12 protein-coding genes are annotated in these 15,221 nt (G+C 45.2%); 9 read left to right on the top strand and 3 right to left on the bottom strand.

Annotated features, from left to right (window positions below):
- Positions 1-8 precede the first annotated feature (8 nt).
- From FEM33_RS19455 to FEM33_RS19425, 7 genes are all read left to right on the top strand, one after another.
- Complete coding sequence (locus FEM33_RS19455) at positions 9-278, top strand: hypothetical protein (RefSeq protein WP_229214318.1); 270 nt, start codon at positions 9-11, stop codon at positions 276-278.
- Between the two features lie 264 nt (positions 279-542).
- The gene (locus FEM33_RS19450; protein WP_139013665.1) at positions 543-2,126 is read left to right on the top strand and encodes a hybrid sensor histidine kinase/response regulator; all 1,584 of its coding nucleotides are present in this window, start codon (positions 543-545) and stop codon (positions 2,124-2,126) included.
- Positions 2,127-2,156: 30 nt separating this feature from the next.
- A complete protein-coding gene (locus FEM33_RS19445; RefSeq protein ID WP_139013664.1) occupies positions 2,157-5,765 on the top strand; it encodes a response regulator in 3,609 nt (1,202 codons plus the stop codon).
- Positions 5,766-5,929: 164 nt separating this feature from the next.
- Positions 5,930-6,295 (top strand): response regulator, encoded by a 366-nt coding sequence (locus FEM33_RS19440; RefSeq protein WP_139013663.1) that lies wholly within the window; start codon positions 5,930-5,932, stop codon positions 6,293-6,295.
- 9 nt (positions 6,296-6,304) lie between these two features.
- A complete protein-coding gene (locus tag FEM33_RS19435; protein WP_139013662.1) occupies positions 6,305-7,114 on the top strand; it encodes a CheR family methyltransferase in 810 nt (269 codons plus the stop codon).
- Positions 7,096-7,677, top strand: a complete 582-nt coding sequence (locus FEM33_RS19430) for a chemotaxis protein CheB (protein ID WP_139013661.1) — start codon at positions 7,096-7,098, stop codon at positions 7,675-7,677. Before FEM33_RS19435 ends, FEM33_RS19430 begins: the two co-directional genes overlap by 19 nt.
- A 127-nt stretch (positions 7,678-7,804) precedes the next feature.
- Positions 7,805-8,185, top strand: coding sequence for a DUF983 domain-containing protein (locus FEM33_RS19425; protein ID WP_139013660.1), 381 nt, complete (start codon positions 7,805-7,807; stop codon positions 8,183-8,185).
- 94 nt (positions 8,186-8,279) lie between these two features.
- Here the strand turns inward: FEM33_RS19425 and FEM33_RS19420 are convergent, their stop codons facing one another.
- The 3 genes from FEM33_RS19420 to FEM33_RS19410 all read right to left on the bottom strand — a co-directional run bounded on the left by FEM33_RS19420 (position 8,280) and on the right by FEM33_RS19410 (position 12,576).
- Positions 8,280-9,515 carry an amine oxidase gene (locus FEM33_RS19420; protein WP_201747804.1) on the bottom strand — a complete coding sequence of 412 codons (1,236 nt, stop codon included), beginning with the start codon at positions 9,513-9,515 and terminating at the stop codon, positions 8,280-8,282.
- Between the two features lie 34 nt (positions 9,516-9,549).
- A complete protein-coding gene (locus FEM33_RS19415) occupies positions 9,550-10,794 on the bottom strand; it encodes a glycosyltransferase family 1 protein (RefSeq protein WP_139013659.1) in 1,245 nt (414 codons plus the stop codon).
- Between the two features lie 378 nt (positions 10,795-11,172).
- Positions 11,173-12,576 carry a glycoside hydrolase family 140 protein gene (locus FEM33_RS19410; RefSeq protein WP_139013658.1) on the bottom strand — a complete coding sequence of 468 codons (1,404 nt, stop codon included), beginning with the start codon at positions 12,574-12,576 and terminating at the stop codon, positions 11,173-11,175.
- 277 nt (positions 12,577-12,853) lie between these two features.
- Between FEM33_RS19410 and FEM33_RS19405 the strand changes: the two genes are divergently transcribed.
- Positions 12,854-14,863 (top strand): heavy metal translocating P-type ATPase, encoded by a 2,010-nt coding sequence (locus FEM33_RS19405; protein ID WP_139013657.1) that lies wholly within the window; start codon positions 12,854-12,856, stop codon positions 14,861-14,863.
- Positions 14,860-15,219: a DUF6660 family protein gene (locus tag FEM33_RS19400; protein ID WP_139013656.1), complete on the top strand. Its 360-nt coding sequence runs from the start codon at positions 14,860-14,862 to the stop codon at positions 15,217-15,219. Before FEM33_RS19405 ends, FEM33_RS19400 begins: the two co-directional genes overlap by 4 nt.
- The last annotated feature ends 2 nt before the right edge of the window (positions 15,220-15,221 follow it).

Here is a 15,221-nt window from a genome sequence, read left to right as displayed (position 1 = left end):
TTTCCCATATGCCCGAGCCGACCAGCCTTTCAGAAGACCTTCTTTCGGAAATGTACCTGTTTCTGGAACAAGTAAGTGAAGTAAACGAGGATACCGAATATGATCATTCAAAAGAATATCTTGTGGAGGCCATCAAACAACTTGTTAAGGAAAAAGGACTTACTTCCATCGACGAGGATTTCGAAACGCCTTTTGTTCATCCGATGATCACTGTTCAGAAATGGGTGGAAGAACTAAAAACCACAGTCAGGGAAACTTTACTGGAAAACCCGCATTAATCCGGCCCATGCCGATATGGTCACAACGACCCGGATAAGTGCTTTTTGGTATGGTTTTTATGACATTTTGAAAGGTTCTAAATAATTACAGAACCTGCATATCCTGATTTCAAGAAATCGATTTTTACTGTACATATACAAACGAGGTTCATAATGCCTGGGCAAATTTTGCCTTTTACTTGGTATGATAGCTTCCTAATTTGCTACTTTCGCAGTTTATCGCAGTCATCGATTTTAAGAAGTTAGCATTTTTACCAACAATTTATGATTCTGATTGTCGACGACAGGCCGGAAAACATTCTTCCTTTAAAAAAAATACTTGAACTGCACCAGTTCAAAACGGACAGCGCAGGCTCAGGTGAAGAAGCTCTTAAAAAAATCCTGAACAACAGCTACTCCGTTATTATTATGGACGTGCAGATGCCCGGCATGGACGGATTTGAAGTAGCAGAAGCAATTTCAGGGTTCAGCAAGGCAAAAGACACACCGATCATTTTTCTATCAGCGGTAAATAAAGAGAAAAAATTCATTACAAAGGGCTATTCCTCAGGCGGAATCGACTATCTTACCAAGCCTGTTGATCCCGACATCCTGTTGCTGAAAGTGAAAACATTCTATAAGCTTTTCCAGCAGCAGCAGGAACTAAAAGCCATTCAGCATTCGCTTCAGAATGAAATCGAGATCAGGAAAAATGCGCAGGAAGAACTTGCATTCCGAATGCATGAAATGCAGTTTATACTTGAATCTTTGCCCCAAATCGCATTTACCGTCAATGTTGAAGGAGATATTGAATTTGTAAATGAACACTGGTTTCAGTATTCGTCCAGTGCCCATGTATTCCCCGAAATGCATCCCGACGATTTTTTCACGGAGCGCTGGTCTGAGCATTTCGCAGCCGGCCAGGAATTTACGCGCGAAGCCAGGCTTAAGGCCCTTGAATCTGATGAATACAAATATTTTTTGCTGAAAATTATTCCGATCACCCAGAATGGCGCCATCGTGCGGTGGGTCGGTACATTTACCGATATTCATGAGCAGAAAATGGCGAACGAACTGCTGGAACATAAAGTGGAACTGCGTACGCGCGAGCTGCTTGACAAGAATACGGAACTGGAAACTACCAATCACGAACTTCAGCAGTTTGCATGGGTTGTATCACACGACCTTAAAGAACCCCTCAGAAAAATTCAGACGTTCAGCCATCTGATCAAGGAAAAATACCTGACCGGAAACGAAGAAGCTACTGCTTACCTGAACCGGTCCATTAATTCCTCGGCAAGAATGTCGCGGCTGATCACCGATCTGCTGGAATATTCAAGGCTTTCTGTTAAAGCAAACTTTCAACAAACAAACCTTAACTCCCTGATCGATGAGATATTAGTTGACTTCGATGAAGTTATTGAAGAAAAAAATGCAGTGGTTCGGGTTCATCCTTTACCCGTTACAGATACCATTCCAAGCCAGATCAGGCAAGTATTCCAAAATCTGATCGGCAACGCACTCAAGTTTTCCAAACCGGGCACGCCACCGCTGATCACCATTTCATCAACGCTGATCGGATCCAAAGGAATGGATGAGCCTGCGGTTGCAGACGGCCTTTTCTGCCGGATTGTCATCGCTGATAACGGGATCGGGTTTGATGAAAAGTTTTTGGACAGGATATTTGTAATCTTTCAGCGGCTCAACAACATCAGCACCTATGAAGGTACCGGAATCGGACTGGCCATTGCAAAGAAAATTATTGACAAACACAACGGTCTGATTTCTGCCCAGAGCGTGGAAAATGAAGGTTCGCAGTTTATCCTCGTACTGCCGCTGGTTCAGGAAAATGACCTATCAGAATCTTAAAACAAATTGAAATTCAGCATTACATTACCTATGACGAAAACTTCTAATTCAATCATACAGCAATTAAGAATTGTATTTTCCTTTTCCATTCTGCTTTTGTTTTTCAGTCTTCTGGCGTCGTATTACAGCACACAGAAACTGATCAATAATTCCCGGCTGGTGAATCATACAAACGAGGTTTTGATTGAAGCAGAAAGTATCATCTCGCACATGAAAGATGCAGAAACCGGTCAGCGCGGCTTTCTGATCACATCCGAACCGGCATTTCTTGATCCTTACAAAGGCGCTTATGAAAAAACCACCAATAGTTATAACAACCTGCAGGAACTGACTGCTGAAAGTCCTGTACAGCAAAAAAACCTGCGAGAAGTAAAGGCACTTTATGAAGCCAAATTCGGCCAGATGCAATACATCATTGATCAGGCAAGCAAAAATTCCTCTTATGTCGATAATACCGACGACCGTCTGAGGGAAATGCTGAAAGGTAAAAAACTGATGGATGACCTTCGGTTGATGATTGACAGGATCAAAAAGGAGGAAAACAAGATTTTACAGGCCAGGCTGGAACAACAGCAGATCTACATTACATATACACCGGTTCTGCTGATTATTGCCGCCCTGATTTCCATACTGATTTCCTTTTTTGCGTACGTCCGTATCAAGAATGATATGGACAAACGCATTGCCATCCAGAAGGTTGAAGAAGAAAAATACCGGGAAACGCAAAAAAGGATCGCGCATATCGAACAAGTTACCCAGGAAGTTTCCGCCGGGAATTATGATGCAAAAAGCCTGGATGAAAATGAGGACGAACTCGGCCGGATTTCCTTTGCGCTGAATACCATGACGGAATCGCTGAAAGTAACTTTTGATGACCTCAGCCGTCAGAACTGGCTTCAGAAAGGCGCCGTAAGCATCAGCGATGCAATCCGCGGTGAACGGGTACTTAAAAAACTGGCTTCCAACCTTATGAAAACGATGACGGAATATGCCGGTGCACAGATTGGTACAATCTATATCGTGGAAAATACGTGGAACTATAAACTCACCGGTTCGTACGCCATTCAGCACGCACCTGAAAACCTGAAAACAGGCGAAGGGCTTGCCGGACAAGTGATTGAAAGCAAGAAGCCGTTGTTTATACAGCAAATTCCGGATGATTATCTGAAAGTGACTTCCACGCTCGGAGATTCAAAGCCTGCTGCCATTGCCATCTTGCCGCTTACTTATGCTTACGAATGCATCGGGATCATTGAACTGGGTTTCCTGAAAATGCCTGAACCGATTGTGATGAAGTTTCTGGAAGACAACCTTGAATCCATTGCAACCGGAGTAAATTCGGCACTGGACTATCTGAAGCTGCAGAACTTTCTGGAAGAAACGCAGACGCAGGCAGAAGAACTTCAGACGCAGCATAACGAGCTCGAAAACCTGAATGCCGAACTCGAGGCCCAATCGCAGAAACTGCAGGCTTCCGAAGAAGAACTCCGCGTGCAGCAGGAAGAACTTCAGCAAACCAATGAAGAACTGGAAGAAAGAAGCGGTCTGCTGGAAGAAAAGAATTTCGAAATCCAGAAAAAAGCCGAAGAGCTTGAACTCACAACCCGCTACAAATCGGAGTTTCTGGCCAATATGTCGCACGAACTCCGTACGCCGCTGAATTCCATTTTGCTCCTGAGCAGATTGCTGGCCGAAAACAATGAGGAAAACCTGAACGAAGAACAGATTGAGTATGCAACCGTAATCCAGTCGTCAGGCAATGGGTTGCTCGGGCTGATTGACGAAATTCTGGACCTCTCAAAAATCGAAGCCGGCAAAATGGACCTGGAATATGCCAAGGTTTCGGTCCATGAGATCAGTTCGGATATGAGTGCGTTGTTTGCTCCGGTTGCCCGGCAGAAAGGACTTGAATTCAGCATTGCTGTTGCGCCCGAAGTTCCGCAAGTTATCGAAACAGATAAAATGCGTCTGGAACAGATACTGAAAAATCTGATTTCCAATGCACTTAAATTCACCTCGGCGGGGTTTGTCAAAGTTAATATGCAGCTCAGGGAAGAAGATCATGGAATTCTCTGCATTTCCGTAATTGATTCCGGAATTGGTGTTGCACCCGAAAAACAACTGCATATTTTTGAAGCATTCCAGCAGGCAGACGGTTCTACAAAACGCAAATATGGCGGCACCGGACTGGGCTTGTCCATCAGCCGCGAACTTGTAAAACTGCTTGGCGGTGAAATTACCCTTACAAGCGCCGTGAACGAAGGCAGCGACTTTACCGTCTGCATTCCGCTCGAAAGAAGGGATGAAACGGAAGAAGCTGCACCCGAAAAAACCACTTTCCCGATCAGCCACAAAGATGAGCCGCAGACCAGAATAATACCGGACCTGCAGTCACAGTTCAGAAGTTCTGTTATACCGGCCGCCATCGCGGACGACCGGGACAATATTGAAGAAAATGACAAGGTAATCCTGATCATTGAGGACGATACGGTTTTTGCCAAATCCTTGCTTGAATACACCCGCAGGCACAAGTACAAGGGTATTGTGTCGGTAAGAGGCGATGAAGGGCTTTTACTTGCCGAGAAGTTCAGGCCAATGGGCATTCTGCTGGATATACAGCTGCCGGTTATGAGTGGCTGGGAAGTAATGGACAAGTTAAAGGAAAACCCGAAAACACGTCATATTCCGGTCCACATCATGTCGTCACACCGCATGAAAAATGAAAGTCTGTTGAAAGGTGCGGTGGATTTTATTGACAAGCCTGTTGCACTGGACAAAATGCAGGAAGTATTTAAAAAAATCGAATACATCATCAGCAGAAAAACCAGCAAGGTGCTCATTGTGGAAGACAATCCCATGCATGCCAAGGCACTCGCCTACTTTCTGGGGACTTTCAATATCCACTCCGAACTGAAAAGCAACATCAATGAAGGCGTGCAGGCACTGAAAAACAATCAGGTAGACTGTGTAATCCTGGATATGGGCATTCCTGACAAGAAGGCTTACGATACGCTGGAAGAAGCTAAAAAGAATCCCGGGCTGGAAAATATTCCGATTATTATTTTTACCGGAAAAAGCCTTTCCATGCCGGAAGAACTCAGGATAAAACAATATGCTGATTCCATTATCGTCAAGACGGCCCACTCCTATCAGCGCATGCTGGATGAGGTTTCGCTGTTCCTGCATGTGGTGGAAGAAAATAAAAACGCTTCCAAAAAAGCCAGTGAGCAGAAAAAGCTGGGCGGCCTTAGTGAAATCCTGAGCAACAAAACCGTACTGATCGCGGATGACGATGTCAGGAATATTTTCTCGCTGACCAAATCGCTGGAAAATTACAAAATGAACGTCATTACCGCGCTGGACGGAAAAGAGGCTTTGCAGAAACTGGAAGAAAACCCTGATGTGGACGTTGTACTGCTGGATATGATGATGCCGCAGATGGACGGCTATGAAACGGCCAAACGCATCCGCGAGAATTTCCAGTGGCGCAACCTGCCGGTTATTGCCGTTACCGCCAAAGCCATGACGGGCGACAGGGAAAAATGCATTAATGCCGGCGCTTCTGATTATATTACCAAACCGGTGGATATCGATCAGCTGATTTCCCTGTTACGCGTATGGCTTTATGAAAAGTATTAAACCAAAGCAATTGCCGGAAAAAAGGAAGAATGAACAGTTTGAATTATTTTGTTTAATGAACATTATTCCAAAAAGCCGACAGCCAACAGCTAACAGCCAACAGCTGCCAATTGCATAAACCAATATATATACAACGAAAACTTCCGCAAACGAAGCTGACGGTTATGGGTAAAAAAAGAATACTGATAATTGACGATGATGCAAGGAATATTTTTGCCCTTAAAGCTACTTTAAAAGCAAAATCGTACGACTGCATTTCATGTACCGGCGCTCCCGAAGCACTGGATCTTCTGCGCACCAATGAAGAAATCGACGCTGTTCTGATTGATATGATGATGCCTGAAATGGATGGTTATGAAGCCATTCCTTTGATCAAGGGCATGGAACACAGAAAAAACACGCCTGTTTTTGCAGTCACTGCGCAGGCAATGGTTGGAGATCGTGAAAAATGCCTTCAGGCCGGTGCAAACGAATATATTTCAAAACCGATTGATGTGGAAAAACTTCTGCAGCTGCTTGGCGATATATAACTGTGCGCAATGATTGAAGATGAAGATATAGCTATTTTGCTGAACGACTTGTTCGATATTTACGGGTACGATTTCACGCGCTACTCCAAGGCATCGCTCAAAAGACGTATTATCAGACTTTGTGCGCTGGATAAAATCCCGAGCTATGCCGAACTGCGTTACAAGGTCAGGACGGATGAAACTTACTTCAAACGTTTTGTGGAGGAAATTACGGTCAATGTGACAGAAATGTTCCGTGATCCTTCCTTTTACAAATCCCTGCGGGACGATATCCTGCCCGTGCTCGGCACGAAGCCTTTTATCCGTATATGGCATGCGGGATGTTCTACCGGTGAAGAAGTTTACTCCATGGCCATTCTGCTGAAAGAAGCAAACCTGCTGCGGAAATCACTTTTGTATGCTACTGACCTGAACCCCAGCGTACTGGAAAAGGTGAGAAAAGGCATTTTTCCTCTGAACCAGATGAAGCAATACTCGGAAAGCTACATTGCCTCCGGCGGCATTCACGATTTTTCCATGTATTATACAGCCAATTACGGCCAGGCAAAATTCAACAGGGAGCTGGCTGAAAAAATCATTATTTCCACACACAACCTGGTTTCCGACAGTTCTTTCAATGAATTTGATCTGATCCTCTGCAGGAATGTGCTGATCTACTTTGACAAGGAATTGCAGGACAGGGTACTGAAGCTGTTTGATGAAAGTCTCGGAACGTTGGGCTACCTTGCACTCGGTACAAAAGAAACCCTCAAATTTTCAGCTGTACAGAGCAAATTCAAGCAGCTGAACCGTGAAAAAATATGGAAGAAAATAATTTGAAAAACGCATGCAAAGCTTTGCTGATCGGTGGATCGGCCGGAAGTCTGCAGGTATTGTTCAGCCTGTTCCCGGCTATAAGGCCTGATTTTACTTTTGCGGTTATCATTGTACTTCACCGCCGCAATTCGGGAGATTCGGCGCTTTCCGAACTGCTTTCCACCAAAACGCTTGCACATACGCTGGAAGCTGAGGACAAGGACCCGATACTTCCCGGAAAATTTTACCTGGCTCCTGCCGATTACCATCTGCTGATTGAAAAAAACGAAACCTTTTCACTGGATTATTCCGAAAAAATCAATTTCAGTCGTCCGAGCATTGATGTTACTTTTGAATCCGCTGCCGAGATTTATGGTCCTTCACTGGTCGGAATGCTGCTTTCCGGCGCCAACGAGGACGGTACCCGTGGACTTTTAACAATAAAGAAAATGGGTGGAAAAACGGTCGTGCAAAATCCCGAAACCGCGCAAATGCCTTTCATGCCGCAGCATGCAATCAGCAATCATGCTGCGGATTACATTCATGATATCCGGGAAATGGCCGATTTTATCAATAACCTCAGGTAAAAATTCACTTCCGGATGGAAGGGCAAGTGTAAACGGCACATCTTTTTTGTATATCTAAGAACTTCTTTGAAAGAACAGTCTGTTTTCTTCGGAAAAGTTTCACCATCAGTCATTAACCATTAGCGATATGTCCAGGCATAGCAAATTATACAGTGTATTTTTCAATAAATGCCCAAGATGCGGTATCGGGGATTTTTTTATTACAAAAAATGCATACAATCTGAAAAACTTTGACAAGATGCACAAGCGCTGTCCGCATTGCAACGAAAACCTTGTTCCTGAACCGGGTTTTTATCAGGGCGCACTGTATATGAGTTACTCTTTTTACGTAGCTTTTATGGTCATTTACTTTCTGATCTTCGTCAATTTTTTTGAAAAATACATCGACTATTTTCTGATCAGCATCATACCGATCCTGATTATTCTGACGCCTTATTTTTATCGTCTTGCACGCAGGGCATGGCTTGCACTTTTTATAAAGCCTTCCCCCAACGAAATATCTTCCTGAGCACAGGTAGTTGTAAATAAAACAAAAATGCGATGGATACATTCCGGGTCAAACCGGCCAGTACCTATCGCATTTTATGATTTATACCTGGTGTTTATACCAGACTGGTTTCCTGTTCCGCAGTAACAACTTCCGGATTTTTCCTTATATAAACGAATTTGTTGCTGCCTGCATTTTCAACCACTTTTTCAACTTTTATCTGCCCTTTCAGCAAAGCGTTTGCAGAAGGTTCGTGCAGAATCCTCACGGAAATATCGCCCGACGGATCGGTATCCCAAATCCCTGAATGGTGCCAGTGATGAAGATGATCCCAGTCCGGACGGTCAATGATCGGGTAATAGCATACTCCCCACAGCGGCACATCGTCCTGAATCAGCTTGCCGGTTTCTTCCGCAACCATTTTGATCCACACCGGTCTGTCTTCCAGCGGATGACTGGTTTCTGTCAGTACCACCGGAACGTCATACCGCAAATGTGCCTCTTTTATCAGCTCCGACAAGGATCTCAGACGCGTATCCGGATATTTGTCGTTCCAGCCCAGAACCTGATGCGAACCGGCAACCCACTGATTGTCATAATAAAAGTTGAAGCCCAGAATATCCATGCATTCGGGACTGCCGCCCAGCTCGGGACAAATTCTTCCGCACAGCATATCTACAGACTGATATTGCAGTTCATGTTCCCACCGCGCTCTTTCTATCTGTTCCTGCGTTGCGTTCAACGGCGGCACCACATTAATCAAAGGTTCCGTAGTCATGATCCGGATGCTCGGATCAAAAGCTTTCAGCGCTTTTACCCCTGCAATGTATGCACGCATCAGACCATACTTCACTTCCCAGCCGTTATGCCTGCAATACGGAGAAGTAGCGGCAGCGTCGCCGCCGAGCCAGGATATAAAGCTCACTTCATTGATCGGCGTAACAATCAGTGTCTGTTCCGGAGCAACGTCGTTGTAAAAAGCAGCGAATGCTTCACAAAGCGCTACAAACCGGCGTGTAAAATGCGGATGCAGCGGGCTCAGGTCGTCCGGATAACCAAAGTGGCAAATGTCCCAAACTTGCTGGATTCCGCACGTTTTTCCGGCCAGAATCATTTCCTTCACATCAGAAAAATCGTACTGATATGGTTCGTATTCCACCTTGCTCCATCGTATCCCCTCACGAACTGTATTGATATTCAGTGTTTTCAACAATTCATAATCTTCATGAATAAACTTGAAATGCACTGTTTCATTTAATAAATCCACTCTGTTGCCATAAAAATTGAGCTGATCGGTACACTCAAATCCGCCCATCCAGAATGATTTAAATGGATTTTCTATAATTGTCATAAGGGTCTTTTATTCCAGGAGTATTTTGGCTGATTTATGAATTTTTAAGTAAGTTCTGCATGTTACCCTGTGCTTTCGAAACACTGCTTCTAGGCATTGTCACAACTTTCTTGTTTTTGAATGTTGTAGTCATATAATCCACCATATCCGCGCAAGTCAGATCCCATGAATTCGTCAGCAGGAACCGGTCTACTTCTGTCAGCCAGTTCACTTTATCTTCCAGAACAAGCCAGTTTTCGATGGCTGCTACAAATTCCTCTTCATTATGCGCAATGGTAACCAGTTTGTTTTTCTCGTAAGGATTGATCACATCGCGGATGGCCGTGGAAACCACCGGTTTTCCGGCACACAGATATTCCGGTGTTTTGGTCGGGCTGATAAAGCGGGTCGATTCATTCAGCATGAACGGAACCATGGCAACGTCCCATCCGGACAAATACTGCGGAAGTTCGTCATACGATTTTGAACCGAGATAATGGATATTCGGGTTTCTCGGCAGTGCGCCCGGATCAATTTTCACAACCGGCCCGATCAGGATAATGTTCCAGTCAGGTCTTGCATCGGCAACTGCCCGGATCAGGTTGATGTCAAACCGCTCATCAATAACGCCGTAAAAACCGATTTTAGGACCTGCAATGCATGCCTGGTCAGCCGGTTCCGACTTCTGCTTGCGCGCTTTGCCGAAATGCTTTTTATCTATACTGCTTGGAAACGGGTGAATGTTGGAATGTAGATGTTTTTTATGCTCATACAAGGAATGGCCGCCTGTGAAAACGATATCGGCATTGTTGATAAGGTCTTTTTCCAGCGATTTAAGTTCTTCCGGTGCAAATTTGAATGCAGATAGTTCATCCATACAATCGTAAACCATCAGACCCGGCGTAATATGACTGGAAAACTGAAGAGCCATTGGTGTGTAATACCAGAAAATGAATTCCTCAGCATTTTTATTGATAAAGAAAACCTTAAGCAATTCTTTCAGCTGCAGGTTTATTTCTTCCTTGCTCAGTCCATGAGAAAGATGCGGAACACAAACCCAAAGGTCGGGAAGACGCTGGGAAAATGTCAGATAAGGAATATCCGTTGATCCGAAAATCGGCTCTTCCAGAAAATAGACCGCTGAGATGTCTGAAAAACGGGTAAGTAAATGTTGTGGACGTTGGTATACGAAATCCCACCGAAGATGCGAAAAGCACAACAGGTTTTTTGGTAACGACTCCAGATTGGACTGGGCGTCTAAAGATAAATGATCACTGGTTGCGATGTTTGAAAAACCCATATGTATATATTTCGTGAAAGTGAAACAGCTTTATACTGAATTTTAAATTCAGACAGAATTTGTAAAAAACAATTATGCCAGATTGCTAAATACCTAAATTATCTTCCGGTGCCGGAAAAACCACACTTAATCCACAGCCTGCATGCCGAACAGGCACTGGTTTGTAGATTGGTTTACACAATTTAATGTGCCCGGCTTATTTCAATAGTGAAGTAAAATTACTTTCAGGGTTGTGCATCCGGTCAGAAATATTTTTCATCCGGAATCGTAACTAAAAACGCAAGTGTATATACGCAATATAGAATTTATTTAGGTTATTTATGTAATATATTGTTGAAAAAAGTAATACAACTTCTATATAATTCACCTTCTGAAGTTTTACGGTTCGCTGTGTTCAAACTGATAGCCTTTGGATGCATCGTCCAGCACCAGAATCCAGTCTTTTCCGTAACCGGAAGTCGGCGGCTTGAAAAGATGACGCCCTGTATTGGGAAATTTCCCGATCAGACTGCTTTTTCCGGTTCTCGGATCAAACCAGTATGCATTTAATTCTTTTCCTGTAATTTTTCCGGTATTCACACTGAACGGCCTGCCCGCAGCGGAGTAGACAAACGCATAATCCTTGCCGTGTGTGGCCTGTATCCGTTCCGCAGGCCCCAGGTTGTTTTCCACGACAAGGGATTGATCGGGAACCCGGTCGAGCAACGGCCTTGATTCCATCAGCTTTCTTACAAAAGTCATCTGTTTTGCACCCGGCAAATCCAGCGCCTCTTTCCACGTAAAATGCGGCCCGTTTACAGGTTCCTTGTCTGTATCAAACATCTGCCAGACAGGATGGCAGCCGTATGTGTGCCCGAAAGCGCCTGCAAAAAGATCAAGATAGGCAAATTTTCTTACATCATAAGCATTGGAAATTCCCAGGTCCGCGGCGTTGAAGCATACCGGATGGTCTTCATAGATTGGTTCTGAATCAATTACAGGCTTGACGGGTTTGCGGTTGTAAACAAAAGAAACTTTATCATACGTAATTTCGTCCCGGCAATGGCCGTCCTGCAGCATATTGAAATCCAGCCATTCATCCTGATGAAACCAGTTGGAAGAACCGCCCATTTGAACACCGTTCGGCTGGGGATGGAAACTCATCAGTGCCTGGCTGTTGCCGCCGGCTCCGCTGGCGATTCCTTCCGCCATTTGCCTCCAAACCTTGACATCGTCCGAATCTTTTCGCGGTGTACGGTCGCCGCCCAGCACCCATACTACATTCCCGCGGTTCTGATACCGCTTTCCGATCCACGCTCCGTAAGCGGCGGCATTATTTACATTGAAAATTTCCGGACCTTTCCCCCAGGAATCTTTATTTAGCTTGTCGCCCCATGTCGGCAGCAGCGCGATAACAATCCCGTACTCAGCCGCTTTATCTATAATGTAATCCACATGCCTGAAATAGGCTTCGTTCGGTTTGGAAGGATCATTGTCTGTCAAAGGCCGGTCGCCGAGCGCATTCGGCGTGTTCAATCCGTCGAGTTCGGCCAGTGCAACGGCCTGCACCACCGTAAACCCCTGTTCAGAACGCCGTTTCAGGTAGGCATCTGCTTCTTCTTTATCCAGCCGGTGAAAAAGCTCCCACGCAGTATCGCCCAGCCAGAAAAACGGTTTTCCGTCCTGATGTACAAGGTAACGCTGATTTTCCGAAACTTTCAGGCGCCCGTTTGAAAACGGCTTCTGTGCATTTACAGACAGGCAGCACAAAAGAAGGCCTGCCGTCAAAAACTGCTTTTTCATTTATATCATGATTATTTAAAACCAAAAGGCAAAAACATGCCGGATATACCATTTTTACACAACTGTAAGTGCATTAATTGCATAATACCGTTGCGGAAGAAAAAAGCTAAATGGCTGGCTCCTACCTTCAAAACGCATGCAACAACATTGCAAATTACTGATATTCAGTACTTGTAACCCTGTTGCACACGTTTAGCAGCTATCTTTGTTCTGGTCCCGGCAACGGCAATCCATATTATTATTTACAACTTACCGGTTGCAGCAATGTGATTAAAAGATGATAACTGACAGTAACAAGCATATAAAACACCACCATGAAGACGAATGCTGTTCATCGGATGCACCCGCTGATAACGTGCAGGAACACAAGCATGATGATCATGATCACGACCACGATCACGATCACGGCGATCACAGTCATGGCGACATCGAAGATTCCGGTATACTGAAAAGCCGCTGGATGCTTTGGCTGAGCCTGCTGATCCTTGCCGTTTATCTGATCACCACTTTTTTGTTCGGAGTAAAGATCAACCGGACTGCGGAAATCTGCATGATGCTTGCTGCCTATGTACTTGCCGGCAACAAAACCGTAGCCATTGCATTCAGAAAAGCAGCACGCGGCGATTTTTTTAATGAATTTACCTTGATGACCATTGCAACAATGGGCGCATTTTACATCGGAGAATTCAGCGAAGGCGTAGCGGTGATGATCTTTTATGAAATCGGAGAACTTTTCCAGGATTTGGCCGTAAGCCGTTCCAAACGTTCCATAAAAGCACTGCTCGACATCCGGCCAGAAGCCGTAACGGTGATCCGGGACGGAAAAGATCAGCCGGTAGCACCGGGCTCGGTTCAGATCGGGGAAACAATTGTGGTGAAAGCAGGCGAAAAAGTGGCGCTCGACGGCATTCTGAAATCGGCAGCCGGTACATTTAATACGGCCGCACTCACCGGCGAATCCAGACCCGACGACAAGGAACAGAATGAGCAGGTTCTTGCGGGTATGATCAATATGTCCAAAACGGTTCAGATTGAGGTAAAAACGTTATTCAAGGATTCCAAGCTGTCGCGCATTCTGGAAATGGTTCAGGATGCTACGGCCCGCAAGGCTCCTACGCAGCTGATGATCAGCAGGCTTGCCAAAATTTATACACCGATCGTTTTTCTGCTGGCCGTTCTGATCATCCTTCTGCCGTACTTTTTTGTTGCTGATTACCATTTCAATCAATGGCTTTACCGCGGTATGGTGTTTCTGGTCATTGCCTGTCCGTGCGCATTGACGGTTTCCATTCCGCTGGGTTACTTCGGCGGAATCGGCCTGGCATCCCGAAACGGAATCCTGATCAAAGGCGCCAATTTCCTCGATGTAATGACGCGAATCAATACGCTGGTTTCTGATAAAACCGGAACGCTGACAAAAGGTGTTTTCAAGGTTCAAAAAGTGCAGACTGCCCTTGACGAAAATGACTTTCTCACTGCGGCGGCTTCGCTGGAAAGTTACTCTACACATCCCGTTGCGAAAGCCGTTGTACAGCACGCTGGCCATCTCAGCCTGCAGAAGCCCGAGGACGTGGAAGAAATTTCCGGGCACGGACTAAAAGGAATTGTCAACGGCAAAACCGTACTCGCAGGCAATCTGAAACTGCTTGACAAATTCTCCATCCCATATCCGAAAGAACTTCATGAGATTGCCGAAACCATCGTAGCCGTTGCCGTCGGTCATTCCTATGCCGGCTATCTGACCATTGCGGATGAAATCAAAGACGATGCGGCTGAAACGATTGCGAACCTCAAAAAACTGGGCATTGAAACCATCATGCTTTCCGGTGACAAACAGGCCGTTGTTTCGCATGTCGGTGAACAGCTGCATATGGATAAAGTTTACGGAAACCTGCTTCCCGAAGACAAGGTAACTGTTGTCCGGAAACTGAAAGACGAAGGAAAACGAATTGCATTTGCCGGCGACGGCGTAAACGACGCGCCTGTTATTGCACTCGCGGATGTGGGCATTGCCATGGGCGCACTTGGTTCCGATGCCACCATTGAAACCGCCGATATCGTCATTCAAAATGATCAGCCTTCAAAAATTTTGTCTGCGATCAGAGCAGGGAAAATTACAAAACAGGTTGTGTATCAGAATATAGGCCTTGCAATGGGAGTCAAAATCGTTGTAATGCTGCTTGGCGCAGGCGGAATTGCCACGCTATGGGAAGCGGTTTTTGCAGATGTTGGTGTAGCTTTGCTCGCCATTCTGAACGCTTTCAGGATTCAGGGAAAAAAAATTTGATAAAAGATCCGGCTGCATATCATTTGAAAAATCTGATCGTCATATTGTCTGTTTACATGCTTTTGCTTTCGCTGCTTCCCTGCGGCGATCCGGCGGAATGCAAGGATGAAAAACAGCCCGTCGCTTTCAGTCAAAACACGCATGCCGATCACGATAATCATTCGGAAAACTGTCCGCCATTTTGCAGCTGCACATGCTGCGGACAGTTTCTGAGTACATTTACTGCACATGCTTTTCTGGTAAAAACGGTTGCTTTGCCCGCTATCTGCAAAGCTTTTTATCAGGATTTCTACTCCGGCCTTCTACCTTCTGCAATCTGGCAGCCGCCGCAAACGGACTTAAATCTCAACGTCTGAAC

This window comes from Dyadobacter flavalbus, from assembly GCF_006149045.1.
In the GTDB taxonomy this organism is placed as follows: Bacteria; Bacteroidota; Bacteroidia; order Cytophagales; family Spirosomataceae; genus Dyadobacter; species Dyadobacter flavalbus.
Note: the sequence above shows the minus strand (reverse complement) of the source record. Positions and strands in the feature narration are given on the sequence as shown.

Bases quoted from the DNA above. Each gene is read 5' to 3' on its own strand.
- FEM33_RS19455 (WP_229214318.1), top strand. From the start codon at position 9: ATGCCCGAGCCGACCAGCCTTTCAGAAGACCTTCTTTCGGAAATGTAC.
- FEM33_RS19450 (WP_139013665.1), top strand. From the start codon at position 543: ATGATTCTGATTGTCGACGACAGGCCGGAAAACATTCTTCCTTTAAAA.
- FEM33_RS19445 (WP_139013664.1), top strand. From the start codon at position 2,157: ATGACGAAAACTTCTAATTCAATCATACAGCAATTAAGAATTGTATTT.
- FEM33_RS19440 (WP_139013663.1), top strand. From the start codon at position 5,930: ATGGGTAAAAAAAGAATACTGATAATTGACGATGATGCAAGGAATATT.
- FEM33_RS19435 (WP_139013662.1), top strand. From the start codon at position 6,305: ATGATTGAAGATGAAGATATAGCTATTTTGCTGAACGACTTGTTCGAT.
- FEM33_RS19430 (WP_139013661.1), top strand. From the start codon at position 7,096: ATGGAAGAAAATAATTTGAAAAACGCATGCAAAGCTTTGCTGATCGGT.
- FEM33_RS19425 (WP_139013660.1), top strand. From the start codon at position 7,805: ATGTCCAGGCATAGCAAATTATACAGTGTATTTTTCAATAAATGCCCA.
- FEM33_RS19420 (WP_201747804.1), bottom strand. From the start codon at position 9,515: ATGACAATTATAGAAAATCCATTTAAATCATTCTGGATGGGCGGATTT.
- FEM33_RS19415 (WP_139013659.1), bottom strand. From the start codon at position 10,794: ATGGGTTTTTCAAACATCGCAACCAGTGATCATTTATCTTTAGACGCC.
- FEM33_RS19410 (WP_139013658.1), bottom strand. From the start codon at position 12,576: ATGAAAAAGCAGTTTTTGACGGCAGGCCTTCTTTTGTGCTGCCTGTCT.
- FEM33_RS19405 (WP_139013657.1), top strand. From the start codon at position 12,854: ATGATAACTGACAGTAACAAGCATATAAAACACCACCATGAAGACGAA.